Below are 21633 nucleotides of genomic sequence, written 5' to 3'. Positions count from 1 at the left end.
GACTGGACACATTGCGGGCTTATTATGAGTAACCCTCACGCTTTAGTGAGGGAAGGGGATGGATAAGAAGGTTGAATGTAGTGAATGGGTCTCGAGTACGATTTTGACATAGTGGCGATCGCCCCGGATGAGGTTGATCCGGAACATGGACACACAGCGGTAACAGGACGGCCTCCGGTACGGGCGCTGTTTCGGGATGTAAAGACGGCGGACGCGTTGCGTGCCGCATCGCCGAAGATTCGCAGGATATTTCTGGAATCCGGGTTCAGTCTGGATACGCGGGACAGGGAATCCGCGCGCGGGTATTATGCGCCCGAGGATATTGTGGATCGGCAACTGATCCTGAAACGGCTGTTTGCAAATATTCGAAACATGGGGGTGCAGGGCGAATACATTGGTGAGTTCGACTTTCACCAATTTCTGCAACACGTCCGATCCGCGAAACCGGGCGCGGCACCGCCCAGAGCGCAATCGCGCCCGATGCAGCCGCCACGTCCAAGGGCGACGCGCCCCGAACGCCGCACGGTGCCGGGACGTATCGGATTTGCGCTGGGCCTGGCCGTGATCCTGTTTGTGATCCTGAAATACCTGGCTGAACGGGGGGCCACGCCCTAAACCAGTTTGACGCCCGCAGCCCGCATCGCCTGTTCGGCAGCGGCAAGTGAGCCATCCATGTCGATTGCGCGGCACAGATCGGTGAGGACGGTGACGTCAAAACCCAGGCGCGCCGCGTCCATGGCGGTGAAATAGACGCAAAAATCCGTGGCCAGCCCGACCAGCGTCAGTTGTTCGATACCGCGTGACTCAAGATACCCTTTCAGGCCGGTCGGAGTGGTCTGATCATTCTCGAAAAACGCCGAGTAGCTGTCGATGGCGCTGCGAAAGCCCTTGCGAATGATCAGGTCGCCCTCGGTGCGCAGGTCTGGGTGAAAAGCCGCCCCCTCACTGCCCTGCACGCAATGATCGGGCCACAGAACCTGCGGGCCATAGGGCATCTGGATCATCTCGAACGGCGCTTTGTCCGCGTGCACGCTGGCGAATGAGGAGTGCCCGGCCGGGTGCCAATCCTGTGTCAGGATCACCGTGTCGAACGCGTCCATAAGCGCGTTGATCGGCGCGATGATCTCGTCCCCTCCGGGTACGGCCAGCGCGCCGCCGGGGCAGAAATCGTTCTGGACATCGATGACGAGCAGGGCGTGTGACATTGGGGCCTCCTTCAACAGTAGTATCGGTATGGTGTGAAACAGGAGGCGTCAATGTGATCTCTTGCGTGTTGCTGTGCTGGGGTTTAGATCGCGCACATGTATACAATCGCTGCCCTCTACCATTTCACGCGTTTCCCCGACCCGGATGCGCTCCGCCCTGCGCTGCACGAGCTTTGCCGTGAGCAGTCGGTGAAAGGAACCTTGCTGCTGGCGCAGGAGGGGATCAACGGAACCATCGCAGGGCCGCGGGCTGGCATCGATGCGGTGCTGGCGCATATTCGCGCGCTGCCGGGTTGCGCCGATTTTGAGTGGAAAGAAGCAACCTCGGACCACCCGCCTTTTGGCAAGATGAAAGTGCGCCTGAAGAAAGAGATCGTGACGATGGGCCAGCCCGACGTCGATCCGCGCGCCAGTGTCGGGAATTATGTTGAACCCGAGGACTGGAACGATCTGATCCGCTCGGACGATGTGGTGGTGATCGACACCCGCAATGATTACGAAGTGGCGATTGGCACGTTTGAAGGCGCAATAGACCCTGAAACGGCCAGTTTCCGCGAATTCCCGGCCTGGTGGGAAGAGAACAAGGACCGCTTCCACAACAAGCGCGTTGCGATGTTCTGCACCGGGGGAATCCGGTGCGAGAAATCCACCAACTACCTGCTGGGACAGGGGGTCGAAGACGTCTATCACCTCAAAGGCGGGATCCTGCGTTACCTTGAGGAGATGCCGTCCGAGGACAGCACCTGGCAGGGCGAATGTTTCGTCTTCGACAACCGCGTCTCGGTTGGTCATGGTCTGGTCGAGGGTCCGCACAAGCTTTGCCATGGTTGCCGCCGTCCGATCCTGCCCGAAGATGTAAAGCGCCCGGAATATGAGCATGGCGTCTCATGCCACCAATGCATCACCGAAACCTCGGACGCAGACAAGACGCGCTTTCGTGAACGTCAGAAGCAGATCCAACTGGCCCGTGCGCGGGGTGAGGAACATCTTGGCGCGGATTGATTTCAGCTTGCAGCCCGTGCCGTAAGTCGGATGATTGCGCACAGGCCTGACGGATGGAGCGCCCATGACCCACGAACCCCGGTCCCTGGAAGAATGGAAGTCGACCCTGCTGGCAGCTTTGGGGCTGGCAGTGGCCAGTTTTCTTGCATGGTACGGGCTATCTCGTCTGAGCGAGGCAACCGCAGGGGATACAATCGGCACGATCGCCTCGGTCGGCCTGCTGATCTGGATCGCCTCGCAGTCGTGGTTCTATATGACTCAGGTGAAATCGCCACGCCGGTTGCTGTTCCTGATGGGGGTGTCCTTCATTCAGGTTGTGCCCTTCCTGTTCGCGGCGGTTTACGGCGCATTCGGATACAACGGGAATTGCGTCGTTGGGGCCGAAGGTCCGGCGGATATCCTGTATTTTTCATATGTCACCTTCACCACGGTCGGTTATGGCGACATGGCCCCGACCGGATTGTGCCGCGCGCTGGCCGTGTCCGAAGCGGTGACGGGGTATATCCTATTGGGCATGTTCGTGGCTGCGGCTGTCGCGCTTTACGCACGCAATCACGGCAAATGACACGGCCTTATTTGTTGTGATCGATCCAGCGCGACATCATCTGTTTGTCGCGAAAGCATTCCGACGGAATCGGTCGGCGCTTGCTGCGCGAGATACGCTCGGCAAAGGCCACCTGCTTGCCGGTGGGATAATTGGCAAAGGGCGATGGATCCTGTGGTTTGTGTGCCGAAATCCAGTTTGACAGCGATCGGCGATCGCGTTGCGCCTCAACCGGAATCTCCAGCGCGGATTGCGCGGCAATCGCGCGGGCATAGCGCATCTGCCGGTCGGTGACAGGCAGCATGTGATAATCGTTGCTGGGTGCGTCATACCAGCTTTGACGGGCAGCGTTGGTCATAGCTCGAATACCTCCGTTCCGCGTCAGACATCCCTGCGGAACAAATATAGAACATTTTAGGAACTTTTTCAAGATTTCCGCTGATCCGAGCGGATTTCACCGCTGCGCAAATCAGCCTGTCCCGTCGCGTTTCGACCATACCGGCACGTTTTCGTGCTCCGATACCAATCAAAGAATCGGGCTGTCTCATTTCAATACACGGATACTCACAACACCGCGCGCAGGGCTGAAAGAGGCGGCGATCCGCCGATACAGGGTACCCAACTCCAGCCGTTTATTCCGGTGTAGTGCGATAAAATTCACTGCATGATGTTTATGGCGGACGACGATTGTGGCGATGCCCCTGACATGAATGGGCGCATGCGTCAGATATGCATGCTGTGCGCCGTGATCAGGCGGTTCTGCCGGGGATTGGATTATACCCGTTGCGCAACAGTATTGAGACCGTGGGCGCAGAGCGGGGTCCGACCATATTCAATAGTTGGTGCTTAAAGACGATCTTTGGCCAGAATCGACAATCCATCACTCGGCTTACCATTGCAACATCTGTCTATCGCAATTCAGTATTGAGCCTGAATTTGAACACGATCAAGCAAGTCGGTGATCCGACCTCTCACAGTTGCACTGTCCTGCAGCAATGCGGTCGCATCGGCCAGCGGTTTGTCTAACTGCCTGTTGGCTGGTTGCGCCAATCGGTCACTGATCCGGTGTATCTCGCGAAACGCAGTCTGCGAGGCATCGACCATCGCATCCCCGGCCAGCCAGGCATACCGGTCAGCAGCCTCTGACAAACCGATCTCGCGCAGCAATCGGGCCGCTTTGGCATAATCGTCAGTCAGCAAGATCGCCTGCGCTCGCAACTGTTCGGCTTCTTCCGAAGTGTCCTCGGCGATTTCCAGCAAAGCCTGGTTCGGTCTGCCCTGCTGCAGGGCGACGCGCGCCCTCAGCTGCGCCCGGTCAACGCGGCGCGCATTGTCCTGAGGACGCGATGCCAGCGCCAGAGCCTGATCGGCAAACCCCAACTCGGCAAGCCGATCTGCAATCGAAATTGCCGTTTCCACCGAAATCGCATCGCGCTTTTGATCGGGCCATCCGATGACGTATTGCAGGAACGTGATATCGTCCGCACTTTCGGCCAACAGTTGCAGCACCTGATCTTCGGTGCGCTGCCATTCGGATGCTTCAGGGGCGTCTTTGATTTGCTTCAGCGCGGTTTCAAAGTCCTGAGACAAGGCAAGCGCCAGCGTATGGGTTCGTGCCATCATTGGCCCCATGTCGGAACGGCGCAGTTGCCGCGCATAGCTTTCGGCAAGGTCCAGATCGGCCGGAGACACCGCCCCCCGATCAAACCAGCGTTTTTCGATCAGCCGCGCCAGAGCAATCGGGGCTTCGGTGGTTGTGGTTGGCGCGCTCGCGACCTCGGACAGCAGCGTTTCGGCGCTCCTATCCTCTCCTGCGGCGGAAGCGATCTCGGCTTTGGCCAGAGTCACACCCGCCGACCCTTGATCCATAACGCGTTCGACCGAGCGCAATATACGGCGTGAGGCTTCCAGCTCTCCGGCGTCGACTAGAATGTCCACCAGTGTTGCGCCCAGATGCGTCCGCAAATGCCGGGGCATGCGTCCAAAACTCTGTTCGATCGCATTTAGCTGTGCATCCGCGGCAAGTTCGCCTTCTGTGATCAGTGCCCATAATGCCGACATCCCATCGCATCGCTGCTGGCCAACAAATGGATTAGATTCTGACGCAGCAATACCGTCCATCGCGTGGGCAATCGCTGAAATCCGCTCCGTCACGGGGGATTTTTGGGGTACCAGATCCAGAACCTGCAGCGCTTCGACCCCAAATCCGTGATATGTATAGAGGCGCGCAAGCCTCAAAGCCTGCGCCTCATCCACGCGGTCAAATTCCTGAAACAGACGGATCCGAAGCGAGGCCACCAGGGCGGCAAATGGTCTTTCTCCCGACCATTTGGCAAATCCCAGCTCGTTATCGGTGATACATTCAGCGCGAGGATCAAGTTGAGGCAGCTCCAGCGCCTCCAGCCCCCGTACCTCATCCAGGATCGAGCGCAGTTGCAAATTCGCCGTCAACTCTGCATTCGTGCGCAGTGGGCCAAAATCGGTTGAGGGTCTGTCGCCGACTTTCGCAAGTTCAAGGTCAACGACATTGCGGTCGGCACCCTGCAATATCCGCGACATCAACCGATTTTCGACCCCGGTCTGGTCCAGTTCCAGCAGTGGCAGCGCAAGTTGCCTCGCGGGGAACGTATTAGGCAGCGGGTTCGGTGTCTGCAATGGCAGAGGCGGTATCGGAAGGGCGGTGACAGAAGGCGAATTCGGTTTTGGCGCAATGTCGATCACGATCATGGATTGGCGGTGCAAGAACGCCGTCGCCATGCAATCGCAACCAAAGGCCATGTCCAACGACCCGCCCGGTTTGGCCTGACTCAGCGCTTTCAGCCGATTGCCCGACAAACGATCAAAAACGGATCGGGTGTCGAAGGTCACGTCGTCGATGGCGATGCTCAGCTGTGCACCAATCGGGCTTTGGGACAGCGTCCAGTTGGTCCCGACGGGCACCTGCACAACTACGCGGGTATATCCATCATGTTCACCAGATCGCACCCGCAAAGCTTGCGCCGAGGCGGTAGACCCCCAAGCGAGCAGGACCAGTATCAATACCCGGATCATGCGGCGGCCTGCTTGAGCTCTTTCAGGGCCTCCTCAAGCTCAGAAAAGCCCGGGCGGTTATGCGTGGGTGTATTCTGGCGCCCAACCTCGATGCACATTGCTGCGTTGTGATTGTGCAGATTGGCGACCAGAACCTCTTTGATCAGTTGGTAGAAGTGGTTGTCTTCCTCAACCACAGCCTTCAGCTTGCCCGCGAACGGGCCCACCAGCCCATAGGCAAGAAACACGCCCAGAAACGTACCGACAAGGGCACCACCGATCAGTTTGCCCAGTACTTCCGGGGGCTGGTCGATTGACCCCATCGTTTTAATTACGCCCAGAACCGCCGCCACGATCCCCAGCGCGGGCAGCCCGTCCGCAACGGTCTGCAACGCATGGCTGGAATGCATGGCATGATGGAAATTCGCCTCCATCCGCTTTTCAAGCACCTCTTCGACCTGATGCGGATCGTCATAATTCATCGAAGCCGAGCGCATTGTGTCGCAGATCAGATCGACGGCTTCCTTGTCGGCCAAAATCTTGGGGTAAGCGGAGAACAAAGAAGAGTTTTCGGGCTCTTCGATATGCTGTTCCACTTCGACCGGGTTGGCGCGCGCGATCCGGATCAGCGAAAACAGCAGGCACAGCAGGTCGCGATAATCCTCGGGTTTCCATTTCGGCCCCTTGAACACTTTCGCCATGTCCTTGGCCGTGTGTTTGACCCCGCCCATGTCGTTGCTGATGAGGAACGCGCCGACCGCAGCACCGCCGATCATCATCATCTCAAATGGCAATGATTTCATGATGATGGCCATCTTGCCGCCCGCAGCCAGATAGCCGCCGAACACCATGACGAAGATGACGGCAATTCCAATGATCCCGATCATGTGTGATCTCCGAAGTTATGAGGTGGTGTGCGCATGAAGGCTACTCCTGCGGGGCGCGGGCATTGCGACCGGCCATGACGACGCTGATGGTATAGGCGGCCTCGGGGCTGAGCCCGGCCATCACGCTCGCGGCGGCATCTGGCGGCATCCGTGACAAAAACCCGGCGGCGAAAACAGCGTCCATCGTTTCGAACAGAGCGGCCGCATCCTTCGGCTTCATGCTCTGATAGACGTCGGTCAGTTGGATCAGGTCGTTTTCGGCGGCTTTCTCGGCAATTGTCACCGTCTCACGCAGAGAGGCCTCGGCATCCTGCAACTGGGTCAGCCGGGATTCGATGGCTTGATCCGCAAAGTTCAGCGCGTACTCACGATCCACAATCGCGGCTTCGCGCCGGTCCAGCTCTTCCTCGCGGCGCAGCAGTTCCGTCAGCAGAAGTTGCAGTTCCGCCGCTTCAGCGCCGGTCTTGGCGGGGTTTGCTCGCGCTGTTGAACCGGAATCGGCGCTTTTGGCGAGGGCTGGACCGGCCTCTAGCCCGATGCGGATGACAGCGGACCCGATCATCAGCAGAGAGATCACGGTTAAAACGCCGTTGCGCCCGCGTGGTTCTCTGGGTTTCGCCGCGCGTCGCGTCATGATCCGGCACCGCCCTGCACAGGGGCATGCCGGAAGAACATCAGCCCTTCGGGTTTCTTTATGGGCTCATCGGGTGTTTCTGAGGATGCCTCCGGGGCAGGTGCTTCGGCTTCATCGGTGACCTCGGGCGCGTCAGGTTCCTCGGGTGCGTCAGGTACTTCAGGCGCCTCGGACAGGTCCTCAACCTCCACCTGAGGTTCTGGCAAGACGTCATGCATCGAGGCCATCATCAGTTCAAGCCGCTGCGCCACCGTTTCGGCGCGTTCGGTCAGTTCCTTCAGCGCCAGCCCTGAATCGTCGGAGGCCTCGCGCGCGGTATCCAGTGATTTCCGCAGTTCATCGGCCTGCGCGGACAGAACCGAAACCGCGCCACCCACGCCCTTTTCAAGATCGGTAAATCGCCTCAACCGGCGCGCCAGAACAAAGCAGTACAGCCCCGCCCCGAGCGCGCCTGCAACCAGCAGAATATCGGCAATCAGCTCCAATTTCGCCTCCTAGTTCAGTACAAATTCCATGACCAGAACATCGCGTACACGGCCTTCGCCCGCGACTATCCCGATGCGCCGCAGCAGGTGCCCGCGTATGCGCATCAGGGCTAGCGAATCCTCCAGATCCGACAGCTCGACCGCGCGCAGATAGCTGTTCAGCATGTCCATGATTCGGGGCTGCAGCTTCTCGACATCGGCGACATAGCTTGCATTGACCTCAAGCTGCGCGTGGAATTTCAGATGCCGCGAATCGTTCATGTTGACCGAAACAATCACCGGTGGAAGATCGACGAATGCGACATCGGGTAGAGGTTTCACGGATGCCTCTTTACTCTTCATTTCTGCCGGTTTTTCCGCCTTGGCACTAGCGATTGGCAGCAGACCAGATGCCGTTATAAAATAGCCGCTCGCACCGCCTGCAAGGGCTAGAATCATCCCGATGATCAACCCCTTTTTTCCTGACTTTTTAGGGGCTTCCGCTTCATCTGCAGTTGCGTCGGTCATGACGTCCTCATCCATCTGTTCGGTCAGTGTCATAACCCGTCAGGGACTAACCGATTGTTAAGGGCAATCGTCCAAACAGGGGCTGAGCCGAACAGAATGTCGGTGAGTCGGAGGTGAGCGTGCAGCAGATCGGAACTGTCTGGGCAAAATTGGACAGGCGCAAACAAATCATCGTGGCCGGGGCCGTGGCACTGGTCTTTCTGGGCGTATTGGCAATGTCCCGAATCGTGGCAGCACCGTCGATGACCCTGCTCTATGCGGGGCTCGAAAGCGGCGCTGCGGGGGATATCGTGCGGGCGCTGGACCAGCGCGGTGTTGCGTATGAGATCCGTGGCGGCTCGATCTACGTGTCGGGCGCGCAGCGGGATGAGCTGCGTATGACCCTGGCGAGCGAAGGCCTGCCCGCCAACGGCAATCGTGGGTATGAGCTGCTGGATTCGCTCAGCGGTTTCGGCACCACTTCACAGATGTTCGACGCCGCCTATTGGCGGGCGAAAGAAGGTGAGCTGGCCCGAACAATCGTCGGCAGCCCGCATGTCAGCCAGGCGCGGGTTCATATCGCCAACGGCTCGACAAGCCCGTTTCAGCGCAGTGTTGCGCCCACCGCCTCGGTCTATCTGGTGCCGTCGGGGGGGCAGATCACTGGTGATCAGGCCAAGGCCATCCGGTTTCTGGTGGCGTCGGCAATCAGCGGGCTGACGCCGGAAAATGTCGCCGTGATCGATTCGAACGGGGCTGTGATCGGGGCGCAGGAGACGGCGGTCGCGGCGGACACAGCGGATGACAAGGCGCGTCAGCTGCGTGACCGGGTTATGCGTCTGGTCGAGGCGCGTGTCGGGGCCGGGAATGCGGTCGTCGAGGTCAGTGTGGACACCGTGACCGAAACCGAATCGATCCGCGAGCGTCGCTTTGATCCGAAAGGTCGTGTCGCAATCAGCACCGATGTCGAAGAGCGCTCGGACAGTGCGCGCAACCAGTCTGCGGATGTGACGGTTGCATCAAATCTGCCCGACGGTGATGGCGCTGGCGGGGACGAATCGAACTCGAATGCCACGCAGACGCGTGAGCGGGTGAATTATGAGGTCTCCGAAACCGAGCTTGAGGTGCATCGCGCGCCCGGCGCGATCAAGCGGCTGACCGTTGCGGTGCTGGTCAACGGTGCGCGCGAAGTCGGTGCAGATGGCACCGAGACCTTTGTGCCGATGCCTCAATCCGAGCTGGACGCATTGGAGGAACTGGTCGCCTCGGCTGTGGGTTTCGACCCCGATCGGGGGGATGTGATTACCTTGAAGTCGCTGGACCTGCCTGTGGTTGAACCGCAGGGCACACTGGCTGCTGCATCAATCTGGTCCAAGGTGCATCTGGACGCGATGTCACTGATCCAGATGGCGGTTCTGGCGCTGGTGTCTCTTGTCCTGGGTCTGTTCGTCATCCGGCCGATCCTGACAAATGCGGCGGCCGAACCTGCGCTGCTGCCTGCGGCGACTGCGCCCGACGCGGATGCGACCTATCTGACGGGTGAGATTGCAACAGCCGAATCGCAGGACTTCGCCCCATTGTCCGACCCGACTCAGGCCAACGTGCCAGCCATCGCCGCTGCGCGCGGGGATGAAGCAGTTGACCGGCTGCGTGCGATGATTGGCGACAAGCAGGAAGAAACAGTTGAGATCCTGCGCAGCTGGCTCGAGGAAAGCGAGGCGAAAGTGTGATGTCGATTGCCCATCTCCTTGAGGATTTCGCCCTGTATTCCGGCGGCGGAGCGGTTCATATTCTGGATGAAGAAGCGCTTGAGGATCAGCGGTTGGCTGCGTTCGAAAAGGGCTATGGCGCGGGCTGGGAGGATGCGGTTCAGGCGCAGGAACAGGCCCGCGAACAACTGGGCTCTGACCTAGCAGCCACCCTGTCGGACCTGACCTTCACCTATCAGGAGGCGCTGACCCGTATGACATTGTCGCTGGAGCCCATGTTCCGGGCGCTGGTCGAAACCGTTCTGCCGGAAACGGTCAAACAGGGGTTTGCAATGCGGTTGTCAGAGCAGCTTTCCGAAATGGCGCGGGAACAGATCGGGCAGCCGATGGAGTTAAGGGTGCCCGAGGGATCGTCGCAGCAGATCAAAGCGCTGCTGCCACAAGGTCTGAGCTCTGCGCCTAAGATCGTCGAGGATCCGATCCTGGAAGAGGGTCAGGCGCATCTGCGCGTAGGTATTGCGCGGCAAGAGGTGGATTGCTCGGCCTTGCTCGACACCATTGCCGGGGCTTTCGACGCATATCTGTTTGAAGCGAGAGAGGCTTTATCAAATGAGTGACATAAACCCCCCGAAACCCGAGAAAACCAACCCGTTCGAGGCGGTTCCGATCGAGGTCACGGTCTCGGTCGGTCGCGCACGCCCGTTGATCCGGGATTTGCTGAACATGGGTGAAAACGCCGTGCTCACGTTGGATAAACGGATTGAGGATCCGGTCGATCTCTATGTCGGCGATCAGCTGGTCGCGCGCGGCTTGTTGGAGGAAATGGAGGGGGATCAGCGCGGTCAACTGGCCGTGCGGCTGACCGAAATATCTGATCTGCAAAACGGGATCGGCTGATGCGTCTGGCTGTCTGGCTGGTGATCCTGCTGCTGCCAACGGCCGCCGGAGCGCAGGAGCTGTCCTTTTCCTTGGGAGAAGGCGAGTCAATTTCGGCGCGCACGATCCAGCTGATCCTGCTGATCACGGTGCTCAGCCTTGCGCCGGGTCTGGCGATCATGATCACCTGTTTTCCGTTTCTGATCACCGTCCTCGCGATCCTGCGGCAGGGGATCGGATTGCAGCAATCGCCGCCCAACATGCTGATCGTCAGTCTGGCGTTATTTCTGACCTATTTCATCATGGAGCCGGTTTTCGCCGAGGCTTGGACCGCCGGTATCCAACCCATGATTAACGAAACGCTGGAGGTCGAACCCGCGCTGGAACGGGCGCTGGAACCATTTCGCGGCTTCATGGCGGCGCGGCTTGATGCCGATACGTTTCAGGCAATGGCCGCATTGCGCCCTGGCGGGGAAGCGATGCAGCTATCGCCTGAGGCGCCGCTGTCTGTCATGATGCCTTCGTTCATGCTGTCTGAAATCGCGCGGGCGTTTCAGATCGGGTTTCTGATATTCCTGCCCTTCCTGATCATCGATCTGGTGGTTGCGGCGGTTTTGATGTCGATGGGGATGATGATGGTGCCGCCGGCGACGGTCGCACTGCCGTTCAAGCTGGCTTTTTTCGTGATCGCCGATGGCTGGGCGCTGATCGCCAGCGCATTGGTGCGAAGCTACGCCCCGTGATGATGTCGCCTGTTGATTTGCAGGCAAACGTGTTGTGCCAGATCAGGTGCGGGTTTTCAGATCTGACGTCACTCAGAAAAACACCTGAAAGCGCAAACAGCGGTGCCCCCTGTGAACAAAAGGAAACCGCCGCACGAAAGGATCGCGCGGCGGTTTCACCATAACAATCCCAAGCTTAGCCCGTCTTGCCCAAATCCTTGATCAACGTGTTCAGATTGCCGCCACGGGCATCCAGCATCGCCCCGATCTCGGTGCGTTCGGTCAGCAGCAGGTTCACCCCTTCGATGAACATGTTGAAGAATTTGCCGCTGCCGGATTTGTCCGACACCAGGAACGTCACTTCAAACGGAGAGGATCCGCGCAGCTTGACCGAAGTGCGGACCTCGTATCCCGCCTTGATCTTACGGGCGTTGCGCACCGTCACTTCTCCGCCGATGAATTCCCGGAACCGGCGGCCGTATTTACGTGAGATATAGCCCTGAAACGCCCGCGTGAACTGGCGCAGCTGCGCGGGCGAGGCGGTGCGGGCATCGGCCCCCAGCGCGTAACGCGCCATGATCGGAACGTCGCCATATTGCACAAAGATCTTCTCGAAATCGCGCAGCATGGCGTTTTCGGATTTGCCCGAGTCGATCACGCGGGTGATATCGGCCACCACCGAGTTGACCAGCTGCATCGCAGCCGCTTCGGTCAGCGCAAAGGCGGGCAGGGGCAGAGTAGCCGCTGTCAGCCCGGTCAGGGCAGTGGCGACAAATTTGCGTCGGTTCATCAGATTATTCGGCATAGGGGTCCTCGTAGGGGTCTAGGAAGGGGTCCCTGACAGGGTCGGTCCCGGTGTTTGCATAGGGGTCGTCATACAGTCCGAGATAGGCGTCCTCATCGTCCCGTGCCAGTTCGAAACGGCGATTTTGAAGATAGATCGTGCGGGCCTGCGCGTAACTGTCTGCGCTTTCATAGAGAATCGAGTCCACCGTATCCGAGAACCGTCCGCGATCTCCCATGCGCCGCACCACCTCGGCATAGACGCCCAGATTGTCCACCGGGCGGGTGGGGCTGAAATTGATCGGGTTCGAGAACAGGTTTATGACCACCCCCACCGCATCACGGGTGGTGGACGGGCCATAGAAGGGCAGCTCGACATAGGCGCCTTCGCCAAAGCCCCAAACATGCAACGTTTCGCCGAAATCGGTGTCGACCGGGGGCAGGTTCAGCTCATCCGCGGGGGCCGACAGACCAAAGCCGCCCACCGTCATGTTGATGACAAAACGCAACAAGGCGTTCCCCATCTGCTTGGGATTGCCCTGCAACAGATAGTCAACCGCCTGACCCGGAAGGGATATGTTCTCGGCAAAGGTGCTGAAACTTGTGACCATCGGGTCAGGCACAATCTTCACATAACCTTTCGAGGCCGGGCGAAACAGAAACCGGTCCACGCCCAGATTGAAACTGTGGATGCCGCGGTTGGTATTCTCATACGGGTCAAAAATCTCACCCCGGGCTGCGGCGTCCTGCGGTTGCGAGGCGCAGGCCGACATAACCACAAGGGCGGTCAAAAGGAACAGTTGCTTCAGACGGATGAGGCGTGGCACTTGCTTCGGTACTCCAAACTCGCCCGGTGGTGCTGCCGGGCCTTCAATCAATACGGCCTTTGCGGTCTCGGTGTGCAATTGGTCTCACATAGACCTTTCACACAGGATTTGAAACAACAACTCGCGTTTAACCCACGCGATGGGGACTGGTAAAGTGACACGATATCAACACTTCCTGAATGAGAGGAGATGCGCCCAGAACGCAGGATATCGGTGAAATGCCGCTTTCCGGCTTTCCGACAGCGCCGTTCCCGGTTAGCGTCCGCCCGAATTCATAACGTTGGAGACCCAATTCATGAGCATCGCAGCAAAACTGGACAGCCTTGGCATCAACCTGAGCGACGCGCCTGCTCCGGCGGCGAATTACGTGCCGTTCGTGCGGATCGGCAACATCGTCTATGTCTCGGGCCAGATCTCTAAAGATGACGATCTGATCACCGGCAAACTGGGCGACGACATGGATATCGAGGCGGGTGCTGCTGCGGCCAAGGTCTGCGCCATCAATCTGCTGGCACAGGTCAAGGCGGCCTGTGGCGGAGATATCGACAAGCTGGTGCGCGTGATCAAGCTGACCGGCTTCGTGAACTCGACCGCTGATTTCACCGCGCAGCCGCAAGTGATCAACGGCGCGTCGGATTTCCTGGTCGAGGCGCTGGGCGACGCGGGGCGTCACGCGCGTTCGGCGGTCAGCGCAGCCTCGCTGCCGCTGGGTGTCGCGGTCGAGATCGAAGGTATCTTCGAGGTCCAATGACACCGTCCCTGCCTTCTGAATTTCTGCACCGCCCGATCGCGCATCGGGCGTTGCACGACGTCGCGGATGGACGGCCCGAGAACAGCCGGGCTGCGATCCGTGCTTCAATCGAAGCGGGCTATGGGATCGAGATTGATCTGCAGCTCACCTCAGATGGCCACGCGATGGTGTTTCACGATTATGATTTGAAGCGTCTGACCGGACAGTCCGGCCCGATTCAGCAAATCAAGCTCGCGCAGGCGCAGGGCCTGCCGCTGTTATATGCACAAGACGAAGGCATCCCGACCCTGAGTGAAGTGCTTGAACTTGTTGGCGGGCGTGTGCCCCTGCTGATCGAGTTCAAGGATCAGGATGGCGCGATGGGCACGAATATTGGCGCACTCGAAGCGGATGCGGTGCGCGCTTTGCAGGGGTATGACGGGCCGGTTGCGCTGATGTCGTTCAACCCGAACACGGTTGCAGAACTGGCACGCATCGCCCCTGATCTGCCGCGCGGGATCGTCACCGGCTCTTACGATCCCAAGATCGAAGGGCTGCCTGCCAGGATCTGTGAGCATTTGCGTGCGATCCCGGATTTCGAGCGTGTCGGCGCCAGCTTCATCAGCCATGAAGTCGAAGACCTGACCCGCCCCCGCGTTGCCGAGTTGAAGGCGCAGGGTGTTCCGATCCTGTGCTGGACGGTTCGTTCGACTGAACAAGAGGCTGAGGCCCGCAAGGTTGCCGACAATGTGACCTTTGAGGGGTATTTGGCCGCGCATCCGGGTTGAAGCCCGGCCCGTCTGTCACAGATAATGACCAAGGCGCGGAGGGCATATGGATCAGGCACAGATTGAAGTTCGGGTTCTGACCTCGCTGTCGCAGATTTCCGCGCGGGACTGGGACAGTTGCGCCTGCCCCGAAGCGGCCGATGGCGGACGGCCGCATGATCCCTTCACCACGCACCGATTTCTGCGGGCTTTGGAAGACAGCGGCTCGGTCGGGCGTGGCACCGGCTGGCAGCCGCAATATCTGACCGCCTATCTGGATGGGATGCTGATCGGTGCCGCACCCATGTATGCGAAATCGCATTCGCAGGGCGAGTATATCTTCGACCATAGCTGGGCCCATGCCTATGAAAGCGCAGGCGGGCGGTATTATCCGAAGCTGCAGATCGCCGTACCTTTTACGCCCGCGACAGGGAGGCGTTTTCTGGTCCGACCCGGCTATGACGCGGTGGGCATGTCGGCGCTGGTGCAGGGTGCGGTGCAACTGGCCGCCGAGAACCGTATCTCGTCCCTGCACGCCACCTTTTGCACCGAAGCCGAGGCGTTGGCGGGCGAACAGATGGGCCTGATGGTGCGGCACTCGCAGCAGTTTCATTGGCTCAATGACGACTACGCGGATTTTGACGGGTTTCTGGCGGCGCTATCGTCGCGCAAACGCAAGAATATCCGCAAGGAACGCGCACAAGCCTGTGATTTCGGGGGCCAGATCCGGACATTTGCCGGCGACGATCTGCGTCCTGAGCACTGGGATGCCTTCTGGCGGTTTTATCAGGACACCGGTGCTCGCAAATGGGGCGCGCCGTACCTCACCCGACAATTCTTTGATATTGCTCAGGAAACCATGGCCGATGATATGGCTTTGGTGCTGGCCCAGCGCAACGGATACCCAGTTGCGGGTGCTCTGAACTTCATAGGGCGTGAGACGCTTTACGGTCGCTATTGGGGCTGCATTGAGCATCACCCCTGCCTGCATTTCGAACTGTGCTATTATAGGGCGATCGACTTTGCCATTGCCGAGGGGTTGGCCCGGGTTGAGGCCGGAGCGCAGGGTGAACACAAGCTGGCGCGCGGCTATCTGCCGACACGCACGCATAGCTTGCATTGGATCGGTGATCCGGGTTTTGCTGAGGCGGTGCAGAAATATCTGGACGCCGAAGCCCACGCAGTGGGAGAAGAGATCGAAATTCTGACGGACTACGGTCCGTTCAGGAAATCGAACCCGGAGGAACAGCAATGACCGAACTTCTGTCGACCGAGACCCGCGGCCCGCTGCTGGACCCGCTGTTCAGGAATGGCTGGACCATGGTCGAAGACCGCGACGCGATCACCAAGACCTTCATTTTCGAGGACTTCGTGCATGCTTTCGGCTGGATGACCCAGGTCGCGATCTTTGCCGAGAAGTGGAACCACCATCCGGAATGGTCCAATGTTTACCGCACCGTCGAAGTGGTCCTGTCCACCCATGATGTGGGCGGCCTGTCAGCGCAGGACGCCAAGCTGGCGCGCAAGATGGACAGCCTGATCTAACGCCGATCTCCGCCTGATCCCACGCCACCGGCCAGCATGGCCCTGGTGCCCATTTCGGTGAACTCAGCGATGGTAACGGTGCCATCACTGACATCGATATTGCCGGGGATGCGGATCGCGCGGTTGCCGATCGAACGTACGCTGCGGGCCGCCGGATCGATATCCAGACAACGCGTCTGATAGCAGGTCAGGCCGCTGGTGTTGATCTGAATTCGCGCCTGCCCGTCCGGCCCGGTGATCACCGGGGATTGCGGCACATCGCAGGCTGCAAGGGCCGCCAGTGCTCCTAATCCGATCCAAAACCGCATGACGCCCTCCTGCTATTGTCAAAATCGGCCGTCAGTCCAGCAGGCCATTGCCATCCTGATCTGCCGCTTCGAAATCGCGCTGCATTTGTGTCGCGTATTCAGCCTTGGAAATAAGGCTGTCACCGTCACGGTCAACCGCCTGAAACTGTTTGATATCCAGAAACGGCTTGGCCTCGCTCAGGCCGAGGGTGCCGTTCTTGTCTTCGTCCATCGCCTGAAAAGCGTAATCCGAGAAGGCGTTGAACTCGTCCTGGGACAGGAAGCCGTCATTGTTGGTGTCGATATTCTTCAGTTCGGCCTCGTTCAGGTCCGAGACGCTTTCGGCCCCTGCAGCCCCAGCCAGTGTCAGCGCAGTGATTGCGATCAGTACATGTTTCATCTCAATCCTCCTCAACACGCATAGCGCTGGCCGGATACGCCGCCTGCTGCCGCGCCCGCCGCAGTCAGGATCGCTTTGCCCGATCCGCCGCCAAACTGATTGCCAATCGCGCCACCAATAAGCGCGCCGCCCAAGGTGCCGCTGAGACAGGCAATTTCGTGCTGTCGGGCTGCCTGTTGCTGAGGGGTGGGGGCCGGACCACAGGCGGCCAGTGCGCCAGTTCCGGCAAGAAGTAGGGTGAGCAATTTCAAACGCATCAATCAACTCCCGAGCTATATGGGCCGAGTATCGGCAGATCGGCGCGTTGCATCAAGTTAATTAGACGTTTGGTTGGCCCCGGTGGCGCCGGGGCCAGCGCAGATCAGATCACTTCCAGCAGGCCCTCACCGGCCGAGATCTCGCAGGTGCCGGGATTGTCTTCGATGTTCAGCGCCACGACTTTGCCATCCTCGACCAGCATGGCATAGCGTTTGGAGCGCGCGAACAGGCCCACGGGTGGCGCATCGAAATCCATGCCGATGGCCTTGGTGAATTCGGATGCGGCGTCGGACATCATGGTCAGCCCGGCCTGCGCGGCACCGGTCGATTCACCCCAGGCGTGCATCACAAAGGGATCGTTGACTGACAGGCAGATGATTTCGTCCACACCCTTGGCGTCGAACTGGTCTTTGGTGCGCATGAAACTGGGCACATGGGCGGTCGTGCACGTGCCGGTATACGCGCCGGGGACGGCGAAAATGACCACCTTGCGGCCCTTGGTCTTGTCTGAAATCCGAACCTCTTCGGGCCCGTCCGCGCCCATCTGGATCAGTGTGGCTTCGGGCAGGCTCTCTCCTGTTGAAATCATTTTTCGGCTCCTGTCATTTGGATTTGCAGAATGGGGCTTTGCCGCAATATAGGTGGTCGCAACAAAGAGACCATGGATATTCTGTAAGGTAGGCACAACATGAGCCATATCGTCGTGATCGGGGCAGGGCAGGCCGGTTCGTCCTTGGTGGCGCGGCTGCGCAAGGACGGGTTCGAGGGTGACATCACCCTGATCGGGTCCGAGCCGCATTTGCCCTATCAGCGCCCGCCTTTGTCCAAAGCCTACCTGCTGGGCGAGATGGAGCTGGAACGCCTGTTTCTGCGGCCCGAGAGCTTCTATGCCGAAAACAACATCACCCTGCGTCTGGGCCAGCGTGTGACCGGAATCGATCCGCAGGCCAAGACGGTGACTGTCGGCGATGAGGTCATCGCATATGACGAACTGGCGTTGACCACCGGGTCCGACCCGCGTCGCCTGCCCGCTGCGATCGGCGGCGATCTTGAGGGCGTGCATGTGGTGCGCGATCTGGCCCATATCGACGAGATGGAGCCTCGGGTGACCGAGGGCGCGCGCGCGCTGATCGTGGGTGGCGGCTATATCGGGCTTGAGGCCGCAGCCGTTTGTGCCAAGCGCGGGGTCCAGGTGACTTTGGTCGAGATGGCGGAACGCATCCTGCAACGTGTTGCCGCGAAAGAGACCAGCGACTATTTCCGCGCGCTGCACTCGGAATACGGGGCTGACATCCGCGAAGGCGTTGGCCTGGATCGACTGGTCGGTGAAAACGGCAAGGTGGTCGGGGCGGTTCTGACCGATGGGACCGAGCTTGAAGTGGATTTCGTCGTTGTCGGCGTCGGCATCGCGCCGTCGACCCAGCTGGCCGAATTGGCCGGGTTGGAGCTCGACAACGGCATCAAGACCGATGCGCATGGCCGCACTTCTGACCCATCGATCTGGGCGGCGGGCGATTGCGCCTCGTTCCCGCATGGCGAAGGCCGTATACGTCTGGAAAGCGTGCCGAACGCTATCGATCAGGCCGAGATCGTGGCGCAGAACATGCTGGGTGCTGCCAGGGATTACATCGCAACGCCTTGGTTCTGGTCGGATCAATACGACGTCAAACTGCAGATCGCCGGGCTGAACACGGGCTATGACCGTGTCGTGACCCGCAAGGGCGAAGGCGCAACGGTGTCCTTCTGGTACTATAAGGGTGATCAACTCATCGCGGTCGACGCGATGAATGACCCGCGCGCTTACATGGTCGGCAAACGTCTGATCGAGGCGGGCAAAACCGCCGATCCGGCAGTGGTGGCCAACCCTGACGCGGACCTGAAACCGCTGCTTAAGGCGTGAGGATCATCGCCGGAAACTTCCGGGGCCGGGCCTTGGCCTCGGTTGGCAAAGGCGACGCGGGTGCCCATCTGCGCCCGACCACGGACCGGGTGCGGGAAAGCCTGTTCAACGTCCTCAGCCACCAGATTGACTTTGACGGATTGCAGGTGCTCGACCTGTTTGCCGGGACGGGCGCGCTGGGGCTTGAGGCGTTGTCGCGCGGTGCGGCCCATGTCACCTTCGTCGATGACGGGCGGGTCGCGCAGGGTCTGATCCGCAAGAATATCGACCTGACCGGAAGCGCCAGCCAGACCAGTTTGATCCGCCGCGATGCCACCCGGTTAAGCGAAAACCCGGGCGCCGCCTGCGATCTGGTTTTCCTCGATCCGCCCTATGGCAAAGCGCTGGGTCAAAAGGCGCTGGCTGCGGCCCTGCAAGGCGGCTGGCTGGCCAAGGATGCGCTGATCGTGTGGGAGGAAAACGCCCCCATGACCGCGCCCGAGGGCTGCGCTCTGCACGATACGCGGAAATACGGCGACACGCATATCTCGCTGATGTGGTGCACGGGGGCCTAAGATGCACGATCTGGTTATCTTCGATTGTGACGGCGTTCTGGTCGACAGCGAGGTCATTGCCAATCAGGTCCTGGTCGACAACCTTGCGGGCTATGGGCTGCACCTGTCCCTGTCCGAGTGCATGTCTCTGTTTGTCGGCGGCACCATGACGGGCGTACGCGACAAGGCGCGAAATCTGGGGGCAGACCTGCCCGATGACTGGTTGGATCATATCTACTCGGATATCTACGCAAGGTTGCGTGCGGGCACACCTTTGGTCGCGGGTATTCCGGATCTGCTGGTGCAACTGGATGCAAATGGCATTCCATACTGCGTTGCTTCAAACGGACGCCCCGAGAAAATGCAGATCACATTGGGTCAGAACGGGCTGTGGGAGCGTTTCAGTGAGGCCATGTTCTCAGCCCACGTGCTGGGCAGTGGCAAACCAGATCCCACATTGTTCCTGACTGCGGCGCGGCATTTCAAAGCCACTGCCCCGGTCGTCATCGAAGACAGCGAAAACGGCGTCACCGCTGCCATCCGTGCCAATATGCGCTGCCTGGCCTATGCGCCACATGATGACGGCGCACGGCTGGCGACGCTGGGGGCCGAGGTTTTCACGGATATGTCACAGGTGCCCGCGCTCATGGGACTCTGAGGTGGGAATGTGCTATGGTCACCTTATGGACCGCGCCATCACTCCACCGCTCTGGGCTTTCTCAGAAGACAGCGACACCGCCACCGGGCCGCCGACCAGACCGATGCGCGCGCCGGTTTTCATCCACGACGCCGTCATCCCTTGGCGGGATGAAACATTACTGCTGAAACTGCTGCGCGATCAGGCTGCCGATCAGGACGAATAGGTCGGGTGATACTTCCCGCCCGGTGACAGGGTGAAAATCTCGACCCCATCTGCAGTCACACCTACAGAATGCTCAAACTGCGCCGACAGCGACTTGTCGCGGGTTACGGCGGTCCAGTCATCGGCCAGCGTCTTGGTTTCGGGACGACCCAGATTGACCATCGGCTCGATGGTGAAGAACATGCCTTCCTCCAGCACCGCGCCGGTGCCCGGACGCCCGTAATGCAGCACATTGGGCGGCGCGTGGAACACGCGGCCCAGCCCGTGGCCGCAGAAATCGCGCACAACGCTCATGCGGTGTGCCTCGACATAGGCCTGAATGGCGTGGCCGATATCACCGAACGTGTTGCCCGGCTTGACCATCTCGATGCCCTTGAACAGGGCGTCATGGGTCACCTGAATCAGCCGCTCGGCCTTGCGCGGCAGCTTTCCTGCCACATACATGCGCGAGGTATCCCCGAACCAACCATCGACGATCACGGTCACGTCGATGTTCAGGATATCGCCATCCTTCAGCCGCTTGTCGCCGGGAATCCCGTGACACACAACGTGGTTCACGCTGATACAGCTGGCATGCTGATAGCCCTTGTACCCAATGGTGGCCGAGGTCGCGCCCGCCTCTTCGACCATCTGAGTGATCAGCCCGTCAATGGCGCCGGTTGTCTGGCCCACAAACACATGCTCGGCAATGTCATCCAGAATCCGCGCAGCCAGTGCCCCTGCCGTGTGCATTCCGGCAAAGTCACCCTGTTCGTAAATGCGGATACCGTCCTTGGTCAGACGGCCACGATGTTCCTTCATCGGTGCGGGGCTCCAAATGTTCTGCGCAGCGCCCCTTTTACGCTGCTTGCGCAGAAAGTTCCAGAGGGCGCAGGGTCACTTTGTCGGGGTGAACAATCAGCCGGGTGGCTGCATCCAGAACGATGCGTTGCCCGCCCAAAAACAAGACAATTCTGACAGATGGCACCCGCGATAGCGTCGTATGGGTGGCGGAGACGAAGGGATTCGAACCCTCGAGACGGTTTCCCGCCTACTCCCTTAGCAGGGGAGCGCCTTCGACCACTCGGCCACGTCTCCGCTGGCCGGTATATCCTCGGCAGTTGGCGGGATACAAGGCGATTTTCCATGCCGACAGAAATTTTCTGAAAACCGGTGATGAAT

The 21633-nt window shown here is 59.7% G+C and carries 29 protein-coding genes and 1 tRNA gene; 15 read left to right on the top strand and 15 right to left on the bottom strand.

The window, feature by feature from the left end:
* Window positions 1-84: 84 nt before the first annotated feature.
* Window positions 85-615, top strand: coding sequence for a hypothetical protein (locus ACR3E4_RS06950; protein ID WP_480533523.1), 531 nt, complete (start codon window positions 85-87; stop codon window positions 613-615).
* Here ACR3E4_RS06950 and pncA read toward each other — a convergent pair.
* The gene (gene pncA / locus ACR3E4_RS06945; protein WP_480533521.1) at window positions 612-1205 is read right to left on the bottom strand and encodes a bifunctional nicotinamidase/pyrazinamidase; all 594 of its coding nucleotides are present in this window, start codon (window positions 1203-1205) and stop codon (window positions 612-614) included. The two genes, ACR3E4_RS06950 and pncA, sit on opposite strands and share 4 nt — an antisense overlap.
* 96 nt (window positions 1206-1301) lie before the next feature.
* On the opposite strand from pncA, the gene trhO reads away from it, so the two are divergent.
* Window positions 1302-2207, top strand: coding sequence for an oxygen-dependent tRNA uridine(34) hydroxylase TrhO (gene trhO, locus ACR3E4_RS06940; RefSeq protein ID WP_480533519.1), 906 nt, complete (start codon window positions 1302-1304; stop codon window positions 2205-2207).
* Between the two features lie 64 nt (window positions 2208-2271).
* The gene (locus tag ACR3E4_RS06935; protein WP_480533517.1) at window positions 2272-2772 is read left to right on the top strand and encodes a potassium channel family protein; all 501 of its coding nucleotides are present in this window, start codon (window positions 2272-2274) and stop codon (window positions 2770-2772) included.
* Between the two features lie 7 nt (window positions 2773-2779).
* Here the strand turns inward: ACR3E4_RS06935 and ACR3E4_RS06930 are convergent, their stop codons facing one another.
* The 6 genes from ACR3E4_RS06930 to ACR3E4_RS06905 form a co-directional block, all read right to left on the bottom strand.
* A complete protein-coding gene (locus tag ACR3E4_RS06930) occupies window positions 2780-3109 on the bottom strand; it encodes a hypothetical protein (RefSeq protein WP_480533515.1) in 330 nt (109 codons plus the stop codon).
* Between the two features lie 560 nt (window positions 3110-3669).
* Window positions 3670-5802 carry a hypothetical protein gene (locus ACR3E4_RS06925; protein WP_480533513.1) on the bottom strand — a complete coding sequence of 711 codons (2133 nt, stop codon included), beginning with the start codon at window positions 5800-5802 and terminating at the stop codon, window positions 3670-3672.
* Complete coding sequence (gene motA / locus ACR3E4_RS06920) at window positions 5799-6668, bottom strand: flagellar motor stator protein MotA (RefSeq protein ID WP_480533511.1); 870 nt, start codon at window positions 6666-6668, stop codon at window positions 5799-5801. The genes ACR3E4_RS06925 and motA overlap by 4 nt, the downstream gene beginning before the upstream one ends.
* 40 nt (window positions 6669-6708) lie before the next feature.
* Window positions 6709-7302 (bottom strand): MotE family protein, encoded by a 594-nt coding sequence (locus ACR3E4_RS06915; protein WP_480533510.1) that lies wholly within the window; start codon window positions 7300-7302, stop codon window positions 6709-6711.
* Window positions 7299-7787 carry a hypothetical protein gene (locus ACR3E4_RS06910; protein WP_480533508.1) on the bottom strand — a complete coding sequence of 163 codons (489 nt, stop codon included), beginning with the start codon at window positions 7785-7787 and terminating at the stop codon, window positions 7299-7301. Before ACR3E4_RS06910 ends, ACR3E4_RS06915 begins: the two co-directional genes overlap by 4 nt.
* Before the next feature lie 9 nt (window positions 7788-7796).
* Complete coding sequence (locus tag ACR3E4_RS06905; protein ID WP_480533506.1) at window positions 7797-8327, bottom strand: flagellar basal body-associated FliL family protein; 531 nt, start codon at window positions 8325-8327, stop codon at window positions 7797-7799.
* 86 nt (window positions 8328-8413) lie between these two features.
* Between ACR3E4_RS06905 and fliF the strand changes: the two genes are divergently transcribed.
* Genes fliF through fliP form a run of 4 tightly spaced genes read left to right on the top strand, consistent with a single transcriptional unit; the run spans window position 8414 to window position 11601 of the window.
* A complete protein-coding gene (gene fliF / locus ACR3E4_RS06900; RefSeq protein ID WP_480533504.1) occupies window positions 8414-10003 on the top strand; it encodes a flagellar basal-body MS-ring/collar protein FliF in 1590 nt (529 codons plus the stop codon).
* Window positions 10003-10599, top strand: a complete 597-nt coding sequence (locus tag ACR3E4_RS06895) for a FliH/SctL family protein (RefSeq protein WP_480533502.1) — start codon at window positions 10003-10005, stop codon at window positions 10597-10599. The genes fliF and ACR3E4_RS06895 overlap by 1 nt, the downstream gene beginning before the upstream one ends.
* Window positions 10592-10879 carry a FliM/FliN family flagellar motor switch protein gene (locus tag ACR3E4_RS06890; RefSeq protein WP_480533500.1) on the top strand — a complete coding sequence of 96 codons (288 nt, stop codon included), beginning with the start codon at window positions 10592-10594 and terminating at the stop codon, window positions 10877-10879. The genes ACR3E4_RS06895 and ACR3E4_RS06890 overlap by 8 nt, the downstream gene beginning before the upstream one ends.
* Window positions 10879-11601, top strand: a complete 723-nt coding sequence (fliP, locus tag ACR3E4_RS06885; protein ID WP_480533498.1) for a flagellar type III secretion system pore protein FliP — start codon at window positions 10879-10881, stop codon at window positions 11599-11601. The genes ACR3E4_RS06890 and fliP overlap by 1 nt, the downstream gene beginning before the upstream one ends.
* Before the next feature lie 175 nt (window positions 11602-11776).
* Here fliP and ACR3E4_RS06880 read toward each other — a convergent pair whose 3' ends face one another.
* Together ACR3E4_RS06880 and ACR3E4_RS06875 are read right to left on the bottom strand one after the other, a co-directional pair.
* Window positions 11777-12385, bottom strand: a complete 609-nt coding sequence (locus tag ACR3E4_RS06880; RefSeq protein WP_480533496.1) for an MlaC/ttg2D family ABC transporter substrate-binding protein — start codon at window positions 12383-12385, stop codon at window positions 11777-11779.
* A complete protein-coding gene (locus ACR3E4_RS06875; RefSeq protein ID WP_480533494.1) occupies window positions 12375-13190 on the bottom strand; it encodes an MlaA family lipoprotein in 816 nt (271 codons plus the stop codon). The genes ACR3E4_RS06880 and ACR3E4_RS06875 overlap by 11 nt, the downstream gene beginning before the upstream one ends.
* Window positions 13191-13485: 295 nt before the next feature.
* Between ACR3E4_RS06875 and ACR3E4_RS06870 the strand changes: the two genes are divergently transcribed.
* From ACR3E4_RS06870 to ACR3E4_RS06855, 4 genes are read left to right on the top strand one after another with little or no spacing between them, the layout of a single operon-like run.
* Window positions 13486-13941 carry a RidA family protein gene (locus tag ACR3E4_RS06870; protein WP_480533492.1) on the top strand — a complete coding sequence of 152 codons (456 nt, stop codon included), beginning with the start codon at window positions 13486-13488 and terminating at the stop codon, window positions 13939-13941.
* Window positions 13938-14708: a glycerophosphodiester phosphodiesterase family protein gene (locus ACR3E4_RS06865; protein ID WP_480533490.1), complete on the top strand. Its 771-nt coding sequence runs from the start codon at window positions 13938-13940 to the stop codon at window positions 14706-14708. The genes ACR3E4_RS06870 and ACR3E4_RS06865 overlap by 4 nt, the downstream gene beginning before the upstream one ends.
* Before the next feature lie 46 nt (window positions 14709-14754).
* Window positions 14755-15942: a GNAT family N-acetyltransferase gene (locus ACR3E4_RS06860; protein WP_480533488.1), complete on the top strand. Its 1188-nt coding sequence runs from the start codon at window positions 14755-14757 to the stop codon at window positions 15940-15942.
* Window positions 15939-16232, top strand: a complete 294-nt coding sequence (locus tag ACR3E4_RS06855) for a 4a-hydroxytetrahydrobiopterin dehydratase (RefSeq protein WP_480533486.1) — start codon at window positions 15939-15941, stop codon at window positions 16230-16232. The genes ACR3E4_RS06860 and ACR3E4_RS06855 overlap by 4 nt, the downstream gene beginning before the upstream one ends.
* Here ACR3E4_RS06855 and ACR3E4_RS06850 read toward each other — a convergent pair.
* From ACR3E4_RS06850 to ACR3E4_RS06835, 4 genes are all read right to left on the bottom strand, one after another.
* Window positions 16229-16540, bottom strand: a complete 312-nt coding sequence (locus ACR3E4_RS06850; protein WP_480533484.1) for a hypothetical protein — start codon at window positions 16538-16540, stop codon at window positions 16229-16231. The two genes, ACR3E4_RS06855 and ACR3E4_RS06850, sit on opposite strands and share 4 nt — an antisense overlap.
* A 31-nt stretch (window positions 16541-16571) precedes the next feature.
* On the bottom strand, window positions 16572-16919 hold the full coding sequence (locus ACR3E4_RS06845; protein WP_480533482.1) for an EF-hand domain-containing protein: 348 nt from the start codon (window positions 16917-16919) through the stop codon (window positions 16572-16574).
* Between the two features lie 11 nt (window positions 16920-16930).
* Window positions 16931-17176 (bottom strand): glycine zipper 2TM domain-containing protein, encoded by a 246-nt coding sequence (locus ACR3E4_RS06840; RefSeq protein WP_480471575.1) that lies wholly within the window; start codon window positions 17174-17176, stop codon window positions 16931-16933.
* Window positions 17177-17280: 104 nt separating this feature from the next.
* The gene (locus ACR3E4_RS06835) at window positions 17281-17766 is read right to left on the bottom strand and encodes a redoxin family protein (protein WP_480533480.1); all 486 of its coding nucleotides are present in this window, start codon (window positions 17764-17766) and stop codon (window positions 17281-17283) included.
* A gap of 99 nt (window positions 17767-17865) precedes the next feature.
* On the opposite strand from ACR3E4_RS06835, the gene ACR3E4_RS06830 reads away from it, so the two are divergent.
* Genes ACR3E4_RS06830 through ACR3E4_RS06815 form a run of 4 tightly spaced genes read left to right on the top strand, consistent with a single transcriptional unit; the run spans window position 17866 to window position 20473 of the window.
* Window positions 17866-19077, top strand: a complete 1212-nt coding sequence (locus tag ACR3E4_RS06830; RefSeq protein WP_480533478.1) for an NAD(P)/FAD-dependent oxidoreductase — start codon at window positions 17866-17868, stop codon at window positions 19075-19077.
* Entirely contained in the window at window positions 19074-19631 is a 558-nt protein-coding gene (gene rsmD / locus ACR3E4_RS06825; RefSeq protein ID WP_480533476.1) for a 16S rRNA (guanine(966)-N(2))-methyltransferase RsmD, read from the top strand. Before ACR3E4_RS06830 ends, rsmD begins: the two co-directional genes overlap by 4 nt.
* A gap of 1 nt (window position 19632) precedes the next feature.
* A complete protein-coding gene (locus tag ACR3E4_RS06820) occupies window positions 19633-20268 on the top strand; it encodes an HAD family hydrolase (protein ID WP_480533474.1) in 636 nt (211 codons plus the stop codon).
* Window positions 20269-20275: 7 nt separating this feature from the next.
* Window positions 20276-20473 carry a hypothetical protein gene (locus ACR3E4_RS06815; RefSeq protein ID WP_480533472.1) on the top strand — a complete coding sequence of 66 codons (198 nt, stop codon included), beginning with the start codon at window positions 20276-20278 and terminating at the stop codon, window positions 20471-20473.
* On the opposite strand, the gene map is transcribed toward ACR3E4_RS06815, so the two are convergent.
* Window positions 20461-21273, bottom strand: a complete 813-nt coding sequence (map, locus tag ACR3E4_RS06810) for a type I methionyl aminopeptidase (protein ID WP_480533470.1) — start codon at window positions 21271-21273, stop codon at window positions 20461-20463. The genes ACR3E4_RS06815 and map overlap by 13 nt on opposite strands.
* A gap of 186 nt (window positions 21274-21459) precedes the next feature.
* Window positions 21460-21549: transfer RNA gene (locus tag ACR3E4_RS06805), tRNA-Ser, on the bottom strand.
* Window positions 21550-21633: the final 84 nt, after the last annotated feature.

Source organism: Ruegeria sp. AP11, from assembly GCF_056535865.1.
This window is presented reverse-complemented; position numbering and strand designations above follow the sequence as displayed.

Excerpts from the sequence above, each read along its gene's own strand:
- map (WP_480533470.1), bottom strand. The coding sequence starts at position 21,273 with ATGAAGGAACATCGTGGCCGTCTGACCAAGGACGGTATCCGCATTTAC.
- motA (WP_480533511.1), bottom strand. The coding sequence starts at position 6,668 with ATGATCGGGATCATTGGAATTGCCGTCATCTTCGTCATGGTGTTCGGC.
- ACR3E4_RS06935 (WP_480533517.1), top strand. The coding sequence starts at position 2,272 with ATGACCCACGAACCCCGGTCCCTGGAAGAATGGAAGTCGACCCTGCTG.
- trhO (WP_480533519.1), top strand. The coding sequence starts at position 1,302 with ATGTATACAATCGCTGCCCTCTACCATTTCACGCGTTTCCCCGACCCG.
- ACR3E4_RS06855 (WP_480533486.1), top strand. The coding sequence starts at position 15,939 with ATGACCGAACTTCTGTCGACCGAGACCCGCGGCCCGCTGCTGGACCCG.
- ACR3E4_RS06860 (WP_480533488.1), top strand. The coding sequence starts at position 14,755 with ATGGATCAGGCACAGATTGAAGTTCGGGTTCTGACCTCGCTGTCGCAG.
- ACR3E4_RS06850 (WP_480533484.1), bottom strand. The coding sequence starts at position 16,540 with ATGCGGTTTTGGATCGGATTAGGAGCACTGGCGGCCCTTGCAGCCTGC.
- ACR3E4_RS06895 (WP_480533502.1), top strand. The coding sequence starts at position 10,003 with ATGTCGATTGCCCATCTCCTTGAGGATTTCGCCCTGTATTCCGGCGGC.
- ACR3E4_RS06865 (WP_480533490.1), top strand. The coding sequence starts at position 13,938 with ATGACACCGTCCCTGCCTTCTGAATTTCTGCACCGCCCGATCGCGCAT.
- ACR3E4_RS06820 (WP_480533474.1), top strand. The coding sequence starts at position 19,633 with ATGCACGATCTGGTTATCTTCGATTGTGACGGCGTTCTGGTCGACAGC.
- ACR3E4_RS06815 (WP_480533472.1), top strand. The coding sequence starts at position 20,276 with ATGTGCTATGGTCACCTTATGGACCGCGCCATCACTCCACCGCTCTGG.
- ACR3E4_RS06905 (WP_480533506.1), bottom strand. The coding sequence starts at position 8,327 with ATGACACTGACCGAACAGATGGATGAGGACGTCATGACCGACGCAACT.
- ACR3E4_RS06845 (WP_480533482.1), bottom strand. The coding sequence starts at position 16,919 with ATGAAACATGTACTGATCGCAATCACTGCGCTGACACTGGCTGGGGCT.
- ACR3E4_RS06870 (WP_480533492.1), top strand. The coding sequence starts at position 13,486 with ATGAGCATCGCAGCAAAACTGGACAGCCTTGGCATCAACCTGAGCGAC.
- fliP (WP_480533498.1), top strand. The coding sequence starts at position 10,879 with ATGCGTCTGGCTGTCTGGCTGGTGATCCTGCTGCTGCCAACGGCCGCC.
- ACR3E4_RS06835 (WP_480533480.1), bottom strand. The coding sequence starts at position 17,766 with ATGATTTCAACAGGAGAGAGCCTGCCCGAAGCCACACTGATCCAGATG.
- ACR3E4_RS06890 (WP_480533500.1), top strand. The coding sequence starts at position 10,592 with ATGAGTGACATAAACCCCCCGAAACCCGAGAAAACCAACCCGTTCGAG.
- ACR3E4_RS06880 (WP_480533496.1), bottom strand. The coding sequence starts at position 12,385 with ATGCCGAATAATCTGATGAACCGACGCAAATTTGTCGCCACTGCCCTG.
- ACR3E4_RS06840 (WP_480471575.1), bottom strand. The coding sequence starts at position 17,176 with ATGCGTTTGAAATTGCTCACCCTACTTCTTGCCGGAACTGGCGCACTG.
- ACR3E4_RS06925 (WP_480533513.1), bottom strand. The coding sequence starts at position 5,802 with ATGATCCGGGTATTGATACTGGTCCTGCTCGCTTGGGGGTCTACCGCC.
- ACR3E4_RS06915 (WP_480533510.1), bottom strand. The coding sequence starts at position 7,302 with ATGACGCGACGCGCGGCGAAACCCAGAGAACCACGCGGGCGCAACGGC.
- ACR3E4_RS06930 (WP_480533515.1), bottom strand. The coding sequence starts at position 3,109 with ATGACCAACGCTGCCCGTCAAAGCTGGTATGACGCACCCAGCAACGAT.
- ACR3E4_RS06950 (WP_480533523.1), top strand. The coding sequence starts at position 85 with ATGGGTCTCGAGTACGATTTTGACATAGTGGCGATCGCCCCGGATGAG.
- pncA (WP_480533521.1), bottom strand. The coding sequence starts at position 1,205 with ATGTCACACGCCCTGCTCGTCATCGATGTCCAGAACGATTTCTGCCCC.
- ACR3E4_RS06830 (WP_480533478.1), top strand. The coding sequence starts at position 17,866 with ATGAGCCATATCGTCGTGATCGGGGCAGGGCAGGCCGGTTCGTCCTTG.